Source organism: Streptomyces sp. PR69 (genome assembly GCF_026420845.1).
Taxonomy (GTDB): domain Bacteria; phylum Actinomycetota; class Actinomycetes; order Streptomycetales; family Streptomycetaceae; genus Streptomyces.
Map to the genome: position 1 here is coordinate 42,435 of NZ_JAOWCB010000002.1, position 16,762 is coordinate 59,196.

The 16,762-nt window shown below is 73.1% G+C and carries 11 protein-coding genes; 9 read left to right on the plus strand and 2 right to left on the minus strand.

Features of this window, described 5'->3' with window-relative positions:
- Positions 1-40 precede the first annotated feature (40 nt).
- Entirely contained in the window at positions 41-1,012 is a 972-nt protein-coding gene (locus OF819_RS01905) for a thermonuclease family protein (protein ID WP_267241514.1), read from the plus strand.
- Positions 1,013-1,042: 30 nt separating this feature from the next.
- On the opposite strand, the gene OF819_RS01910 is transcribed toward OF819_RS01905, so the two are convergent.
- A complete protein-coding gene (locus tag OF819_RS01910; protein WP_323748887.1) occupies positions 1,043-1,549 on the minus strand; it encodes a potassium channel family protein in 507 nt (168 codons plus the stop codon).
- Positions 1,550-1,655: 106 nt separating this feature from the next.
- Positions 1,656-2,882 (minus strand): amidohydrolase, encoded by a 1,227-nt coding sequence (locus OF819_RS01915; RefSeq protein ID WP_267241515.1) that lies wholly within the window; start codon positions 2,880-2,882, stop codon positions 1,656-1,658.
- 170 nt (positions 2,883-3,052) lie between these two features.
- Here OF819_RS01915 and OF819_RS01920 point away from each other — a divergent pair, with 170 nt between their 5' ends.
- The 8 genes from OF819_RS01920 to OF819_RS01955 all read left to right on the plus strand — a co-directional run bounded on the left by OF819_RS01920 (position 3,053) and on the right by OF819_RS01955 (position 16,695).
- A complete protein-coding gene (locus tag OF819_RS01920) occupies positions 3,053-3,538 on the plus strand; it encodes a TrkA C-terminal domain-containing protein (protein ID WP_267241516.1) in 486 nt (161 codons plus the stop codon).
- 4 nt (positions 3,539-3,542) lie between these two features.
- On the plus strand, positions 3,543-4,892 hold the full coding sequence (locus OF819_RS01925) for a cation:proton antiporter (RefSeq protein ID WP_267241517.1): 1,350 nt from the start codon (positions 3,543-3,545) through the stop codon (positions 4,890-4,892).
- A complete protein-coding gene (locus tag OF819_RS01930; RefSeq protein WP_267241518.1) occupies positions 4,889-5,635 on the plus strand; it encodes a 4'-phosphopantetheinyl transferase family protein in 747 nt (248 codons plus the stop codon). The genes OF819_RS01925 and OF819_RS01930 overlap by 4 nt, the downstream gene beginning before the upstream one ends.
- Before the next feature lie 140 nt (positions 5,636-5,775).
- Entirely contained in the window at positions 5,776-6,399 is a 624-nt protein-coding gene (locus tag OF819_RS01935; RefSeq protein WP_267241519.1) for a hypothetical protein, read from the plus strand.
- Between the two features lie 125 nt (positions 6,400-6,524).
- Complete coding sequence (locus tag OF819_RS01940) at positions 6,525-8,627, plus strand: SPFH domain-containing protein (protein ID WP_267241520.1); 2,103 nt, start codon at positions 6,525-6,527, stop codon at positions 8,625-8,627.
- 243 nt (positions 8,628-8,870) lie between these two features.
- The gene (locus OF819_RS01945; RefSeq protein ID WP_267241521.1) at positions 8,871-13,871 is read left to right on the plus strand and encodes a DNA repair ATPase; all 5,001 of its coding nucleotides are present in this window, start codon (positions 8,871-8,873) and stop codon (positions 13,869-13,871) included.
- Positions 13,872-13,900: 29 nt separating this feature from the next.
- Positions 13,901-15,712 carry a S9 family peptidase gene (locus OF819_RS01950; protein ID WP_267241522.1) on the plus strand — a complete coding sequence of 604 codons (1,812 nt, stop codon included), beginning with the start codon at positions 13,901-13,903 and terminating at the stop codon, positions 15,710-15,712.
- A gap of 230 nt (positions 15,713-15,942) precedes the next feature.
- The gene (locus OF819_RS01955; protein ID WP_267241523.1) at positions 15,943-16,695 is read left to right on the plus strand and encodes an SURF1 family protein; all 753 of its coding nucleotides are present in this window, start codon (positions 15,943-15,945) and stop codon (positions 16,693-16,695) included.
- The last annotated feature ends 67 nt before the right edge of the window (positions 16,696-16,762 follow it).

Consider the following 16,762-nt stretch of genomic DNA (forward strand, 5'->3'; position numbering starts at 1 on the left):
GCTGTGCAGGCAGATCGTCCCTGATGGCAGGGCGCGCGTCATGGGCCCTTCATCCCGTCCCGACCCGGAAGCCTGGCGGCGCAGCCAACCGCAGTCGCCTGAGCCGGGGGAGCCCCGGCGGTTCAGGCACCCGCTGCTGCTGGCCATCATCGCCGGGCTCGTCGCCGTGCTGGCGCTCGGAGGGCTGGGAGCCCTCCTGGGCGGAGGTGACGACTCCGGCTCCGGAACGGAGAACGTCAGGCAGGAGGAGCCCGCCGTCGAGCCGGCGGAGCCTGTCGAGGAGCCGCCCGCCGAAGAACAGCAGCCCGCCGAGGACCGCGCACCGGCGGGACCCGTCGTCGTGCGGATCATCGACGGCGACACGGTCGACCTCCGCGGAACCGGCGACATCCTCCCGGAGGACGAGACCTCGCGGGTGCGCCTCGCCTCCATCGACGCGCCGGAGAAGGACGCCTGCTTCGGCGACGAGGCGACCGACCGCATCGCCGAGCTGCTGCCGGTCGGCGAGACCGTCCGCATCGAGCAGGACATCGAGCTCAAGGACCCGTACGACCGCTATGTGCTGTACGTGTGGAACGAACAGGACGAGTTCGTCAACGAATCCCTGGTTCGCAGCGGGCATGCCGAGGCCGTCCGCTATCCGCCCAACGACAAGCACTGGGTCAAGATCTCCGACGCCGGTGACGCAGCGCGCGCCGCGGAGGCCGGTCTCTGGTCGGCCTGCCCCGCCGCACCGCCGAAGCCGCCGCCGGAACCGGCTCCCGTGCCTGAGCCACCACCTCCCCCGGAACCGGCTCCCGTGCCTGAGCCACCACCTCCCCCGGAACCGGCTCCCGTGCCTGAGCCTGAGCCCGAGCCGCCGGCGACCTCGAATCCCGGCGGGCTGCCGCCGGGGCCGCCCCCGGGTCCCGATCTGGACTGCGCCGATCTCCCGGGGCCGGTATGGGTCGGGTCGAATGACCCGCACGGACTCGACCGTGACAACGACGGGATCGGCTGCGAGGCGAACTGACGCCGTACGCCGTACGCCGCGCGCGCTGGTTCACTCGTTCTGCGGCAGCGCGCCGCGGCGGGCGGCGAGGCGCGTGCGGTAGTAGCGGGTCAGGGTGGTGGCCGCCGCGGTGAGGAAAACCAGGTTGTAGACGATGTTCAGGAGGGCGACCAGCCGCGCCGACTGACTCTCGGGGGAGATATCTCCGTAGCCCACCGTGGCCAGGGTGACGACTGTGAAATAGAGGGCGTCCAGGCGGGTGCCAAGGCCCGGAAGCGCGTGGGGGTCGTCGGCCAAGGCGTGGTAGGCGGTTGCGAAGACCAGGACCGTCAGAACCATCAGTGCCGGGATGGCGATGCCGGGGTGGGTGGCGCCCGTGCGCTGCAGGTGGATGTCGCGGATGTGGGCGGTCAGCAGGACGGCGACCAGGGTCAGCGACAGCGCGAACAGCGTCCAGCTGAGCGCCGGGCGGCGCGGGCCGAGGCCGTCGAAGGGCATGGTGAAGTACAGCACCAGCAGCACCGCCGGCGAGGCGGCGATCAGACGCTCGCGGGTCACGCCGCGCACGGCGGCGCCTCAGCCGGGTACGGAGACGACCCGGCCGGGTACGGAGGCGGCCCAGCCGGGCACAGAGACGGCCCAGCCGGGCACAGAGACGGCCCGATCATGACGGGGCCAGCCAGGTCAGCGCCGCCGTCGTCAGCGCCTCGACGCCCGTGGTGAGCGTGGGCTCGACGACCGGCGCGAAGCGCGACGAGTGGTTGGCCGGGACATCGCGGTCCGTCGTGCCCTCCGCGGCCGCCCTGCGGTACGCCTCCGGGTCCGTGCCGCCGATGAACCAGTAGCAGACCGGCGCGGCGAGGGCCGTGCCCAGCACGCCGCAGTCCTCGCTGCCCGTCGCCGGGCCGGGGTCAAAGACGCTCAGCTCGCCGAAGTGGCGGCGGAACGCCCCCGCCGTCCGCTCCGTCGCCTGCTCGTCGTTCACCAGCGCCGGAAAGCTCTGCAGGAGTGTGACCAGCGGCTCGCGGTCCGCGCCGGACGCCGCCGCCTCGGCCCGTGCGATGCGTTCCACGGCGGCGAGCACCCGCTCGCGCACCTGCGCCGTAAAGGTGCGGATGCTGAGCTTCAGCTCTGCCTCGTCCGGGATCACATTGGCCCGCACGCCCGCGTTGATCGCGCCGACCGTGAGGACCGCCGTGTCCCCTCCCGCGATCTCCCGCGACACCACCGTCTGCAGCCGCATCACGGTCGCCGCCGCCAGCACCACGGGGTCAACCGACGCCTCGGGGCGCGAACCGTGCGCGCCCCGCCCGTACAGGGTGATCTTCACAATGTCCTCGGCGGCGAGGGTCGGCCCCGCGTGGCAGCCGACGGTGCCCGCCGGAAACGGCGCCACATGCTGCGCGAGCACGATGTCCGGGGTCTCCGTGGTCCCGGCCAGCAGCCCGTCGTCGATCACCGCCTGGGCTCCCCCGCCCACCTCCTCCCCGGGCTGGAAGACGGCCGTGACCCTGCCCGACCAGCCGTCGCGGGTGCCTGCGAGCAGCTCAAGCGCGCCCAGCAGGCACACCACGTGCACATCGTGGCCGCACGCGTGCATCACGCCCGCCGTCTCACTGGCGTACGGCAGCTCGGTCCGCTCCTGGACCGGGAGCGCGTCGATGTCGGCGCGCAGCAGGATGTGCGGCCCGTCGCCGTTCGCCAGCTCTCCCACCACCCCTGTACCGCCGACCCCGGTGGTCACCCGTACCCCGTCCAGCCGTGCCAGCCGCTCCGCGACGACCGAGGCGGTTCGCGTCTCCTCGAAGGACAGCTCTGGGTGGGCGTGCAGATCCCGGTAGAGGGTCGCGAGGCTGTCCCTCAGGGCGGCGGACACGGCGGGAGTGCGCATGCCGCCATCGTCCGCCCAGCCGCAGCCCTCGTCCTCCCGGGGCCTGCGACGCGTCCGCCGTTAGGGTGAAGGGCATTCTGCCGGGCGACGAAGCGCGGAAACGCACAGCGGCACAGACACATGCCCAAGCACAAGCACGGGCGCAGGCACACAGAGACTGGGAGACACGGGTGGGAGCGCCGAGACTGAGCCGTACGCCTCTGCCGGGAATCGGCGTACGGTACGACCTGACGACCCGTGAGCACCGTCGGCTCTCCGTGGTCGCGCACCGCGACGGCGGGCGCATCCTCAACGCCTACCACGGCGACGACCCGGATGAGTGCGCGCTGTCGGTGAAGCTGACCGCCGGTGAGGCCGAGGCCCTGATCGACGCGCTGATGCCGTCTCATCACAGTCCGAACCTGCTGTCCACCACCGATCTCGGCCTGGTGGCGGAGCGCGTCGAGCTGTCGTCGGGTTCGCACTGGAACGGGCGGCTGCTGGGCGAGACGCGGATGCGGACCGAGACGGGGGTGTCGATCGTCGCGGTGCTCCGCCGGGCCGGGGCGGTTCCCTCGCCCGGCCCGGACTTCCGGCTGGCCGGCGGCGACATCCTCATCGTCATCGGCACCCGCGAGGGCGCGGAGGCCGCCGCCGCGATACTCGGGCGGGAGTGACCGCATGCACTCATCCGCCGTCTTTCTGATCGAGTTCGGTGCGATCATCCTCGGTCTCGGGCTGCTCGGCCGTCTCGCGGGGCGGTTCCGGTTCTCGCCCATCCCGCTCTATCTGCTCGCCGGGCTGGCCTTCGGCAAGGGCGGTCTGCTGCCGCTGGGCGCGAGCGAGGAGTTCGTGGCGATCGGCGCCGAGATCGGCGTCATCCTTCTGCTGCTGATGCTCGGCCTGGAGTACACGGCCACGGACCTGGTCACCAACCTCAAGACCCAGTACCCCGCCGGTCTCGTCGACGCCTGCCTCAACGCCCTGCCCGGCGCGGCGATGGCTCTGCTCCTGGGGTGGGGGCCGGTCGCCGCCGTCGTACTCGCCGGCGTCACCTGGATCTCGTCCTCCGGCGTCATCGCCAAGGTGATGGGCGATCTGGGACGGCTGGGCAACCGGGAGACCCCGGTGATCCTGAGCATCCTGGTCCTGGAAGACCTGGCCATGGCCGTCTATCTGCCGATCATCACCGCCCTGCTCGCCGGGGTGAGCCTGGCGGCGGGCAGTCTCACCCTCGCCATCGCGCTGGGCGTGGCGGGGCTCGTGCTGTTCCTGGCCGTCCGCTACGGCCGTCTCATCTCCCGCTTCGTCTCCAGCGACGACCCGGAGAAGCTGCTGCTCGTCGTCCTGGGTCTGACGCTGCTGGTCGCCGGGATCGCCCAGCAGCTCCAGGTCTCCGCGGCCGTCGGCGCGTTCCTGGTCGGCATCGCCCTGTCCGGCGAGGTGGCAGAGGGCGCGCACAATCTGCTCAGCCCGCTGCGCGATCTGTTCGCCGCGGTGTTCTTCGTCTTCTTCGGGCTGCACACCGACCCCGCCAGCATTCCCCCGGTGCTGCTGCCCGCCCTCGCCCTCGCCGTGGTCACGGCCGGTACGAAGATCGCCACCGGATACTGGGCGGCGCGCCGGGCCGGGATCTCCGCCAAGGGACGGTGGCGGGCCGGCGGAACGCTGGTCGCGCGCGGCGAGTTCTCCATCGTCATCGCGGGGCTCGCCGTCACCGCCGGGATCGAGCCGTCGCTCGGCCCGCTGGCGACCGCGTATGTGCTGATCCTGGTGATCGCCGGGCCGCTGGCCGCCCGCTACACCGAGCCGGTGGCCACCCGGCTGACCGCCCGGATCGGGCAGCGCGCGGCCGCCGTGCCGCAGACCGCGGCGGCGGCCGGCGCCCAGGCCGACACCCAGGCCGACGCCCAAGCCAGCGCCCAGGCCGTCGAGCAGGCCACCGGACAGGCCGGCGCACAGACAGGCGGCCAGGCGGACGGACGGGCGGACGGACAGGGCGAGACCGTGAGCGAGGGGGTACGGCCATGAGCACGCGCACCCCCCTTGAGCCGGCCCGCCCCCTGCCAGGCGTCGAGCTGGTGTGGTCGGGCCTGACCGCCGACCACCGCGCGCACGCCCTCGCTCGCCGGGACATCCTCGACGCCGAGGAGACCGCCCGGCTGACGGCCTTCGTCCATGACCGCGACCGCGACACCTACGCCGTCGCCCATGTGACGCTGCGTGAACTGCTCGGCGAGCGGCTCGGCCTGCCCCCGGCGGAGGTGAAGCTGGCGCGCCGCCCCTGCGTCGGCTGCGGCGGTCCGCACGGACGGCCCCATGTGCCGGGCGACCCCGTCCACTTCTCGCTCTCCCACGCCCATGACGCGGTGCTGATCGCCCTCGCGGAACGGGCCGTGGGCATCGACGTCGAGACGCTCCCCACCCCTGCCACGGCTCTCGACGTGGCCGAGCAGCTGCACCCCGCGGAGCGCGGCGAACTGAGGCTGCTCCACCGCCTGGACCGGCCCGCCGAGCTGACGGCCGCCTTCGCGCGCTGCTGGACCCGCAAGGAGGCGCTGCTGAAGGGGACGGGCGCGGGCCTCAACGAGGACCTCACGCTGAGGTATGTGGGCACGGGCCCCCGGCCGGCCCCGCAGAACGGCTGGCTGCTGGCCGATCTGCCCGCGCCGGCGGGCTGTGCCGCGGCCCTCGCCGTCGCCGCCCCGGACACCGCCCCGGACGGGGCGTCACACCGTGCGCCGTACGGCGGGACCGGCATTAAGCACCCGTAAAGATTGCCGGTATCCGGCAATGCGTACGACCGTTCCCCGCTGTCACCATGGAAGGGCAGCGGGGAAACGGAACCCCCGATGCAGTGATTCGGCAACGGTCTGCCATGGCCTGAGCAGGCCCATGGCATGAGGGGAGTGACGTGAACGAGTTCCTGTCGGCCTCCTTCGCCTTCCCCACCGTCCTGTTCAGCGCCGCTCTCGTCGTCGTCGCCGGCTTCTGGCTGCTGGTCCTGCTCGGCGCCGCCGAACACGACGCCTTCGACGGCGACGTGGGCGCGGGCCCCGCGGCCGGGCTCGCCGGAGTCCCGGTCGCCGTCGCCGCCTCCCTCCTGATTGTGACCGGCTGGTTCGTCAGCCTCGCGGGCGCCGTGCCGCTGCGCCGCTCCGGGCTCACCGGAGGCGTCTACGCCACGCTCGCCTGCGGTCTCCTCCTCGCCGCCGCGCTTGCCGCCTGGGTGCTCACCCGCGGGCTGCTGCGCCCGCTGGCGAAGCTCCTCCCCGACGAACGCGGGCCGTCGCGCCAGGACTTCATCGGCCGGACCTGCACCATCCGCACCGGACGGGTGGATACGGCCTTCGGCCAGGCAGAGGTCGTCGCCGAGGACGGCGCCACCGCCCTCGTACAGGTCAGACTGGCCGAACACGATCTGCGCGAGGACCCCACGGGGCTCGCCGCCGGGTCCACCGGGCTGCTCTACGCATACGACGAGGACGGCGAGTTCTTCTGGGTCTCGCCGTACGGCTCCCTCGAGTCGGCCGCCTGAGGCAGCCGAGCCGCAACAGCCCTGACCGGTCCCCAACGCCCCTGCCGCCGTCGGCAGACGGCGGCGACGACCGGGCTCCGTCCCCCTCTCAAGCTCTCCGCTCACCTCACCACCGAGGATTCCTCATGGATGCCATCTCCTGGGGCGTCGGCGTGTTCGCCGCCGTCGTCCTGCTCATCGCCTTCTGTCTGCTGCTGGTGATCACCCGCCTCTTCCGCAAGGTGGAGCAGGGCAAGGCGCTCATCGTCTCCAAGATGCGCAAGGTCGACGTCACCTTCACCGGTCAGATCGTGCTGCCCGTCCTGCACAAGGCCGAGGTCATGGACATCTCGGTGAAGACCATCGACATCTCGCGGACCGGCAGCGACGGGCTGATCTGCCGCGACAACATCCGCGCCGACATCCGGATCTCCTTCTTCGTCCGGGTCAACAAGACCGTCGAGGACGTCATCCGGGTCGCCCAGGCCATCGGCACGGCCCGCGCCAGCGACAAGGCCACGCTGCAGGAGCTGTTCAACGCCAAGTTCTCCGAGGCGCTGAAGACCGTCGGCAAGCAGATGGACTTCACCGACCTCTACACCAAGCGCGATGAGCTGCGGGACCGCATCATCCAGGTCGTCGGCACCGATCTGAACGGCTACAGCCTCGAAGACGCGGCGATCGACTACCTGGAGCAGACGCCGATCGGCCAGCTCGACGACAACAACATCCTGGACGCCCAGGGCATCCGGAAGATCACCGAGCTGACCTCCGCCGAGCACGTCCGCACCAACGAGTTCCGGCAGACCGAGCAGAAGGAGATCACCCGGCAGAACGTCGACGCCCGCGAGGCCATCCTGGAGCTGGAGCGCCGGCAGGCCGACGCGGAGATCAAGCAGCGGCGGGAGATCGAGACCGTACGGGCGCGCGAGGAGGCCGAGACCGCCCGCGTGGTCGAGGAAGAGCGGCTGCGCGCCCAGAGTGCCTTCCTCAAGACCGAGGAGCAGCTCGGCGTCCAGCGCGAGAACCAGACGCGTGAGGTCGAGGTCGCCGCGAAGAACCGCGAGCGCGTCATCGCCATCGAGAACGAGCGGATCGAGAAGGACCGGCTGCTCGAAGTCATCGCCCGCGAACGGGAGACGGAGCTCACCCGGATCTCCGCGGAGAAGGAGGTCGAGGCGGAGCGCCGCGAGATCGCGGAGGTCATCCGGGAGCGGGTCGCGGTGGACCGCACGGTCGCCGAGCAGGAGGAGTCCATCAAGAAGCTCCGCGCGGTCGAAGAAGCCGAGCGCGAGCGCCAGGCCGTCATCATCGCGGCCGAGGCGGAGGCCCAGGAGAAGCTGGTCAAGGACATCAAGGCGGCGGAGGCGGCCGAGCAGGCCGCGGTGCACCGGGCGGCCGAAGAGGTCACCCTCGCCGAGGCCCGGGTGAAGTCCGCGGACCTCGACGCCCAGGCCAAGCTGCGCCTCGCCGAAGGCATCCAGGCGGAGGCGGCCGCGGCCGGCCTCGCGGCGGTGCAGGTACGCGAGAAGGAGGCCGACGCCATCGAGAAGGCCGGGCGCGCCGAGGCGGAGGCCGCGCAGGCAAGGCTGCTCGCCGAGGCCGAGGGCGTACGGGCCAAGGGCGCGGCGGAGGCCGCCGCGGTCGCCGAGAAGCTGAAGGCCGAGGCCGCGGGCCTCACCGAGAAGGCGGCCGCCATGGCCGCGCTCGACGAGGCATCCCGCGGACACGAGGAGTACCGGCTGCGCCTGGAGGCCGAGAAGGACATCCGGCTGGCCGGACTCGACGCACAGCGCCAGATCGCCGAGGCGCAGGCGTCGGTGGTCGCGACCGGACTGGAGGGCGCGGACATCTCCATCGTGGGCGGCGAGTCCGTCTTCTTCGACCGGCTGATGTCGTCGATCTCCCTCGGCAAGAGCGTGGACGGCTTTGTGCGGAACTCGTCGACCGCGCAGACCCTGGCCAAGCCGTGGCTGGACGGCACCGCGGACTTCACCGCGGACCTGACGCGGGTGCTCGGGTCGGTGACCACCGGCGATGTGCAGAACCTGACCGTGTCCGCGCTGCTGATGCGGCTGATGAAGTCCGGCGACGCGGGCGGCCGGCTGGGCGGGCAGCTCCAGCAGCTGCTTCAGGCGGCGGAGCGGCTCGGGGTGGCGGACATGCCGGTGGCGGAGCTGGCCGCGGAGGGTGGCGGTGACGGGGGTGCGGACTCCCCGGCGGACCTGAACGGCAGGGTTCAGGTCTGACGCCGGGGGTCGGGGCCCGGCCCCCGCAACGGGGGTGGGGCCGGGCCCTGACGACGGGGGGAGGGGCGGGGCGGGGGTTTCCCCTCCCCTCCCCCCGAAGGGGGGTCTGGGGGCGGAGCCCCCAGTTACGGGAAGTGGGGTCCCCCCACGCCCCCGGGGCGTAGGGGGCGGGGCTGGGGAACAAACCCGCCCGCCCCACCACCTTTGACACGGTCCGACTCGCAGGAAGCGACCACCACCACCATGACCACCACGCAGACCGCGCCCCAGCTCGACACCGGCACATACGAGGTGCTGCGCGAGCGGCTCGGGGCGCAGGCCGGGGAGTTGGCGCGGCGGGCCGAGGAGCTGAACGCGCGGCGCGTCGAGACGTTCGGCTCGATGGAGCTGAAGCTGGCCGGCGCCGAGCGGATCCGTACCGAGAACAGCTGCGTGCCCCGCGACATCGTCTCCGTCGGCGAGGACCGACTCCTCTTCGGGTACAACGTCTTCCTCGGCCTCAAGCCGCAGACGTCCGTGGCCGACGTCTTCGCCCTGCATGACGCCGAGCTGAACCGGCTGCCCGACGACGCGGTGCCCGGGCTGCTCGACGACCCGGCGTTCCTGCGCGAGTTCGAGGCGCTGTACCGCTACTACCGGCAGGCGCATCTGCTCCAGCTGCGCCGGGTGGACGGCAAGCTGCTCGCCGTCTTCCAGACCGGCGAGCAGGCCGGCGACATCCGGGTGCTGCGCTGGGCGCTCGGCCCGTCCGGCGAGGCGGAGTTCCTGGACGCGCGCGGCGAGCGCGACCATGTCTTCCCGCCGTCCCATGACTTCGAGTGGATCCCGGCCACCCGCGACGACCACGTCCTGGGCCGCCACCCGCATATCTCCATCGGCGGCGAGGTGTTCGTCGAGACCGTCGGCGGCACCCTCACCGTCAAGGTCGAGGACAACACCGAGACCGGCGAGGGCGTCTACGCCGAGCCGGTCGACGAGCCGCTGCAGTCCCTCGGCGACGCGGACGTCGCCCACGCGCGCGTGGGCCCGCTGGTGCTGCTGCGCATCCGCCCGTACAAGGAGGAGGCCCACCGCCACCTCGTCTACAACACCGCCACCAAGACGGTCGTACGGCTCGACGGGATCGGGCAGGCGTGCCGCAGGCTCCCCGAGGACCAGGGCATCGTCTTCCCGGGCGGCTACTATCTGGCCGCCACCGCCACGGCCCGCACCTTCGACCTCGACGCGGAGCTGATCGCCTCCCTCGAATTCGAGCGGACGGTGCGCTCGCCCAACGGCGAGGACGTGCTGTACGCGTTCCACGCGCGCGTGGAGGGCCGCAGTCTGCTCCTGCCGTACAACGTGATCCGCAAGGCGGTCGCCGCCCCGCTGACCTGCCACGGCTACGCGGTCTTCGACGACGGCACGCTGCTGGTGCTGCGCGCCGACTCCGACGAGCCCGCGCGCGTGCACCCGCTGCAGCGCTGGACCTCGCCGTACGTCTCCGACACCTATGCCGCCGCGCGCCCGGCGGGTGAGGGCCCGCTCGCCCGGATCGGCAACGCCGACCTGGTACGCGGCATCTCCGACTGCCTCTCCCTCGCGCGCTCCGTCGCCGAGACCGCCCCGACGACCGGCGTGTACCGTGCGCTGCTCGCCGCCTGCACCCGCACCGCGGACGCCTACCACTGGCTCGGCGACGCGGAGGCGGGCGATCTGCGCACCCCGCTCGCCGAGATGCGGGCGACGGCCGAGCAGGTGCTCGCGGAGTTCGAGACGGTCCAGACGCTGACCGCGCAGGCCGCGGAGGCGCTGGACGCCTGCGCCGGGCGGATCGCCGCGCTGGTGCGCCGGATGCGCGGCGAAGCCCCGCGCGGCGCGGCCGGCTGGGTCGCCGGGCTGACCGAACTGCGCCATGCCCAGGGCGCACTGCTCACCCTCAAGGACATGCGGTACGCGGACACCGGCCGCATCGACGCGCTGTCCGCGGACACGGACGCCGACATCGCGTCGTTCGCCCAGCGCGCGGCAGCGTTCCTCAGCCGTGCGGACGCCTTCGACGACTACCACACGGACGTGGCGGCGCTGGCCGAGCGGGCGGGGGCGATCGACACGGTCGCCGAGGCTGCCCCGGTGGCCGACGAGCTGGACGGACAGGCCGCGGCGCTGCGCACGGTCACCGACGTGGTGGCCGGTCTGGACATGGGCGACGCCGTGGTGCGCACCGCCATCCTGGAGCGGATCGCCGAGGTCCTCGGGGGCGTCAACCGGGCGCGGGCCGTGCTGGACGGCCGCCGCCGGGAGCTGCTGGAGCGCGAGGGGCGGGCGGAGTTCGCGGCCGAACTGGCGCTGCTGGGCCAGTCGGCGGCGGGCGCGCTGGCCGCCGCCGACACCCCGGAGGCGAGCGACGAGCAGCTGTCCGCGCTGCTGCTCCAGCTGGAGAATCTGGAGTCCCGCTTCGCCGAGCACGACGACTTCCTCAGCGAGCTGGGCGGCCGCCGCACCGAGCTGTACGAGGCGTTCTCGGCGCGCAAGCAGACGCTTCAGGACGCCCGTGCCCGGCGCGCGGAGCGGCTCGCGGAGTCGGCGGCGCGGGTGCTGGAGACGATCGGCCGGCGGGCCGCCGCGCTGGACGGCGCCGAGGCGGTCAGCGCCTACTTCGCCTCCGACCCGATGGTCGCCAAGGTCCGCCGCACCGCGGAGGAGCTGCGGGAACTGGGCGACGGCGTACGGGCGGAGGAGCTGGCCGGCCGGCTGACGGCGGCCCGGCAGGAGGCGGCGCGGGCGCTGCGCGACCGCGCCGACCTGTACGCGGACGGCGGCGCGTCCCTCCGGCTGGGCCGCCACCGCTTCGCGGTGAACACCCAGCCGTTCGACCTGACGCTGGTGCCGCACGGCGACGACGGCCTCGCCTTCGCCCTGACGGGGACGGACTACCGGTCGCCCGTCTGCGACCCGGCGTTCGCGGACACCCGCCCGTACTGGAGCCAGTCCCTGCCGTCGGAGAACGCGGACGTCTACCGCGCCGAGCATCTGGCGGCCCGGCTGCTGGCCGAGCACGACGCACAGCCGCTCGCCGCGGCCGGGGATCTGGCCGCCCTGGTGCGCGAGGCGGCCCAGTCCGCGTACGACGAGGGCTATGAGCGGGGCGTCCACGACCACGACGCGACGCTGATACTGGCCGCCCTGCTGCGGCTGACCCGGACCGCGGGCCTGCTGCGCTACCCGCCGGCCGTGCGGGCGGCCGCCCAGCTGTTCTGGTCCCACGGCACGGACGAGGCCGGGCGGGCGGACTTCACACGCCGCGCGGTCTCCATGGCACGCGCCCGTGAGACCTTCGGACTCGCCCCGGCGATCGACGCGCTGCGCGGGGAACTGGCGGAGGCGATCGGCCGCCGCACGCACACGGACGCCGGCGCCGACGCCGCGCTCTGCGCCGAGTATCTCTTCGAGGAGCTGACGACCGGCCCCGAGGGCTTCGTCACGGCCGCGTCCGCCCGCACGCTGCTAGCGGACTTCCGCCGGGCCGTGGGCACTCCGGCGTACGAGAAGGACCTCGACGGGCTCGACGGACTCGACGCCCGCCGCCAGCTGGTGGAGAACTGGCTCACCGCGTACACCACCGCCCACGGCGGCGCGGGGGCGGACGACCTCCCCGAGGCCGTCGCCGTCGAGCTCTGCCCCGACCTCGTCCGCTATGAGTCCCACGCCCCGCTGACCGAGACGGTCGAGGGGCTCCTCGGCAGCCACCCGAGGATCGGCCAGGGCGGCCGGATGACCGTCCGGCTGGATGAACTGCTGGCCCGCACCCGGCACTTCCGTGAGCGGGTCACGCCCGGCTTCCGCGCGTACCAGCAGCGCCGCACCGCGCTGGCCGCCGCCGAGCGGGAGCGGCTGCGGCTGGACGAGCACCGGCCGCGGGTGATGCCGGCGTTCGTGCGGAACCGGCTCATCGACGAGGTGTATCTGCCGCTGATCGGCGACAACCTGGCCAAGCAGCTCGGCACGGCGGGAGAGTCCAGGCGCACCGACAGCAACGGCCTGCTGCTGCTCGTCTCGCCGCCCGGCTACGGCAAGACGACGCTGATGGAGTATGTGGCCGACCGCCTCGGCCTCGTCCTGGTCAAGGTCAACGGCCCGGCTCTGGGCCACCGGGTCACCTCCCTTGACCCGGCCGAGGCCCCGAACGCCACCGCACGCCAGGAGATCGAGAAGGTCAACTTCGCGCTGGAGGCGGGCAACAACATCCTGCTGTACCTGGACGACATCCAGCACACCTCGCCGGAACTGCTGCAGAAGTTCATCTTGCTGTGCGACGCGCAGCGCCGGATGGAGGGCGTGTGGAACGGGGCGAGCCGCACCTACGACCTGCGCGGCAAGCGCTTCGCCGTGTGCATGGCGGGCAACCCGTACACCGAGTCAGGGCAGCGCTTCCGCATCCCCGACATGCTCGCCAACCGCGCCGACGTATGGAATCTCGGCGAGGTGCTCACCGGCAAGGAGGACGTCTTCGCGCTGAGCTTCGTCGAGAACGCCCTGACCGCCAACCCGGTGCTCGCCCCGCTCGCCGGACGCGACCGCGCGGACCTGGACCTGCTGGTGCGCCTCGCCTCCGGCGACCCGACGGCGCGGCGGGACCGGCTGGTCCACCCGTACCCGCCCGCCGAGCTGGAGCGCGTCCTCGCCGTGCTGCGCCATCTGCTCACCGCCCGGCGCACGGTGCTCGCCGTCAACGAGGCGTATATCGCCTCCGCCGCGCAGAGCGAGGCCACCCGCACCGAGCCGCCGTTCCAGCTCCAGGGCTCCTACCGCAATATGAACAAGATCGCGGAGCGGATCAGCCCGGTGATGAACGCGGCCGAGCTGTCCGCCGTCGTCGACGACCACTACACGAGCGAGGCGCAGACCCTCACCAGCGGCGCGGAGGCCAACCTCCTCAAGCTGGCCGAGCTGCGCGGCTCGCTCACCCCGCGGCAGGCGGCGCGCTGGGCGGAGCTCAAGGCGCTGTATGTGCGCGCCCGCGCTCTCGGCGGGGCGGACGACGACCCGATGGCGCGCGCCGTGGCCGCGCTCGGGCTGCTGGCGGACCGGGTGGCGGCGGTCGAGTCCGCGATCGTGCGGGCGGCGGACCCGCGCCATCTGCTGGCGGGCCCGCCGAGCGGCCGCAACGCCCGGCCTGCCGCCGCGGCACGGCGTGACGGGCCTGAGGAGGCGTCCGGGGAGGCGTCCGGGGAGGCGTCCGGGGAGGCCTCTGAGGAGCACTGACTGCTCTGATCGGGTTTCGATCGGGTTACATGGGGGGCATGAGCGATGCCATGAGCCTCCCCATGCCCGACTGGGAGAAGCGATTCCGCGCCCCCCGCGTCTCCCTGCCCGAGTGGGCGGAGGACGCACCCGACCGTTCCCTCTTCGTGTCGAACGCGACCGGGACCTATGAGCTGTACGCCTGGGACCGGGCAGCCGGGGAGCAGCGTCAGGTCACCGACCGCCCCAACGGCACCACGGACGGCGTGCTGTCCCCGGACGGCGAGTGGGTGTGGTGGTTCTCAGACACCGATGGCGACGAGTTCGGGCTGTGGATGCGCCAGCCCTTCGGCGGCGGCGAGGACGTGCCCGCCGCGCCGGGGCTCGCGCCGTCCTACCCCGCGGGGCTGGCGGTCGGGCGCGACGGCCTCGCCGTGATCGGCCGCTCCACGGACGAGGACGGGACGACCGTCCACGTCGTACGGGAGGGTGCGGAGCCGGTCGAGATCTACCGGCACCGGGAGTCGGCCGGGGTCGGCGACCTCTCACACGACGGCACGCTCATCGCGCTGGAGCACACCGAGCACGGGGACGCGATGCACTCCGCGATCCGGGTGGTCACGCTCGACGGCTCGCTCGTCGCGGAACTCGACGACACCGAGGGCGGCGCCAGGGAGCTGGGCCTTGAGGTGCTCGGCTTCGCCCCGGTCGCCGGGGACGCCCGGCTGCTGATCGCGCACCAGCGGCGCGGCCGCTGGGAGCCGGTGATCTGGGACGTCGCCACCGGCGAGGAGACCGCGCTGGCGATCGACCTGCCCGGCGATGTCAGCGCCGAGTGGTACGCCGACGGCTCCGCGCTGCTGATCGGCCACAGCTTCGAGGCCCGCGGCGAGCTGTGGCGCTACGACCTGGGCAGCCACGCCCTCACCCGCATCGAGACCCCCAGGGGCTCCGTGTCGGGCGCGACGGCCCGCCCCGGCGGAGCGGTCGAGTATCTGTGGTCCTCGGCCGCCCAGCCGCCCGCCGTGCGCTCCGCCGCGGGTGGTGTGGTGCTCGACCCGCCGGGTGCGAAGGCCCCCGCGTCCGTGCCGGTCGAGGACGTCTGGGTGGACGGCCCCGGCGGCCGTATCCACACCCTCGTCCAGCGCCCGGCCGACGCCCCGGCGGACCGCCCGCTGCCGACCGTCTTCGAGATCCACGGCGGCCCGACCTGGCACGACAGCGACTCCTTCGCCGCCGGTCCCGCGGCCTGGGTCGACCACGGGTACGCGGTCGTACGGGTCAACTACCGCGGCTCGACCGGCTACGGGCGCGAGTGGACCGACGCCCTGAAGCACCGGGTCGGGCTGATCGAGCTGGAGGACATCGCTGCGGTGCGCGCATGGGCCGTCTCCTCGGGCCTCGCCGACCCCGCGCGGCTCGTCCTGTCCGGCGGCTCATGGGGTGGCTATCTCACCCTCCTCGGCCTGGGCACCCAGCCCGACGCCTGGGCGGTCGGCCTCGCCGCGGTGCCGGTCGCCGACTATGTCACCGCGTACCACGACGAGATGGAGGCCCTGAAGGCCATGGACCGCACCCTCTTCGGCGGCACCCCCGAGGAGGTCCCCGAGCGGTTCCGCGTCTCTTCCCCCCTGACGTACGTCGACGAGGTCCGCGCCCCCGTCTATATCTCCGCGGGCGTCAACGACCCCCGCTGCCCGATCCGCCAGGTCGAGAACTACGTCGACCGGCTGGCGGCACGGGGGGCGGTGCACGAGGTGTACCGCTATGAGGCGGGGCACGGTTCGCTGGTGGTGGAGGAGCGGATCAAGCAGGTGGCCAAGGAGATCGACTTCACCGAGCGCCACCTGGGGAGACGTTAACCGGGGGCTCCGCCCCCGGACCCCCTGTCGAACCCAGCCCCGCCGGCACTTGAGGGGCGGGAGTGCCTGCACAACCCAGCCCCGCCGGCGATTGAGGCGGGAGGGCCAGCACAACCCAGCCCCGCCGGCGATTGAGGCGCGGGGGTTCGGGGGCGGAGCCCCCGGAAAGCGGGGTTCGGGGGCGGAGCCCCGGGTCTCGCCGCCCCGGCGCCGTTCCGTACCGTGGAGGCGTGTACCGGTTCCTGCTGACTCCCCGCTGGTGGGGGATCAACGTCTTCGTCGCGCTGGCGATCCCCTTCTGCGTCTTCATGGGCTCCTGGCAGCTCGGGAAGTTCGAGGACCGCGTCGACACCCACCAGGAGGCCGAGCGGAAGGCCGCGGACCCGTCCGGCGAGCAGGCCGTGCCGGTGGACACGCTGCTGCCGGTGGACAAGGAGACGTCCGGCCGGGCGGCGACGGCGACCGGCCGGTACGGGGAGCAGTTCCTGGTGCCGGGGCGGGAGCTGGACGGGGAGCGCGGCAGCTATGTGCTGACGCTGCTGAAGACCGACGGCGGCCGGTCGCTGCCGGTGGTGCGCGGCTGGCTCGCGGACGGGGAGCGGGCCCCGGCCGCCCCGGCCGGCGAGGTGACCGTCACGGGCGCGCTCCAGGCGTCGGAGACCGCCGGCGCGGACGGCGCGCACACGGCCGGCGGTCTGCCGCCCGGCCGGCTCGGCATGATCAGCGCGGCGTCGCTGGTGAATCTGGTCCCGGACGACGTGTACGACGCCTGGGTCACGCTGACCTCCGCCGACCCAGGTCTGAAGCCGGTCCCGGCCGCCGCGCCGGAGGGCAGCGGACTGGATCTGAAGGCGTTCCAGAATCTGGGCTACACGGGCGAGTGGTTCGTCTTCGCGGGCTTTGTGCTCTTCATGTGGTTTCGTCTGCTGCGCAGGGACGCGGAGGCGGCCAGGGACCGGGCGCTGGGGCTGGATCCGGCGTGACCGGCGACGCGGGCGGCGTCCTCACCCCGCTCGGGCGGACGGCGGCGCCGCCGGAGCGGCCGCCGGA

Bases quoted from the DNA above. Each gene is read 5' to 3' on its own strand.
- OF819_RS01905 (WP_267241514.1), top strand. From the start codon at position 41: ATGGGCCCTTCATCCCGTCCCGACCCGGAAGCCTGGCGGCGCAGCCAA.
- OF819_RS01915 (WP_267241515.1), bottom strand. From the start codon at position 2,882: ATGCGCACTCCCGCCGTGTCCGCCGCCCTGAGGGACAGCCTCGCGACC.
- OF819_RS01925 (WP_267241517.1), top strand. From the start codon at position 3,543: ATGCACTCATCCGCCGTCTTTCTGATCGAGTTCGGTGCGATCATCCTC.
- OF819_RS01930 (WP_267241518.1), top strand. From the start codon at position 4,889: ATGAGCACGCGCACCCCCCTTGAGCCGGCCCGCCCCCTGCCAGGCGTC.
- OF819_RS01940 (WP_267241520.1), top strand. From the start codon at position 6,525: ATGGATGCCATCTCCTGGGGCGTCGGCGTGTTCGCCGCCGTCGTCCTG.
- OF819_RS01945 (WP_267241521.1), top strand. From the start codon at position 8,871: ATGACCACCACGCAGACCGCGCCCCAGCTCGACACCGGCACATACGAG.
- OF819_RS01950 (WP_267241522.1), top strand. From the start codon at position 13,901: ATGGGGGGCATGAGCGATGCCATGAGCCTCCCCATGCCCGACTGGGAG.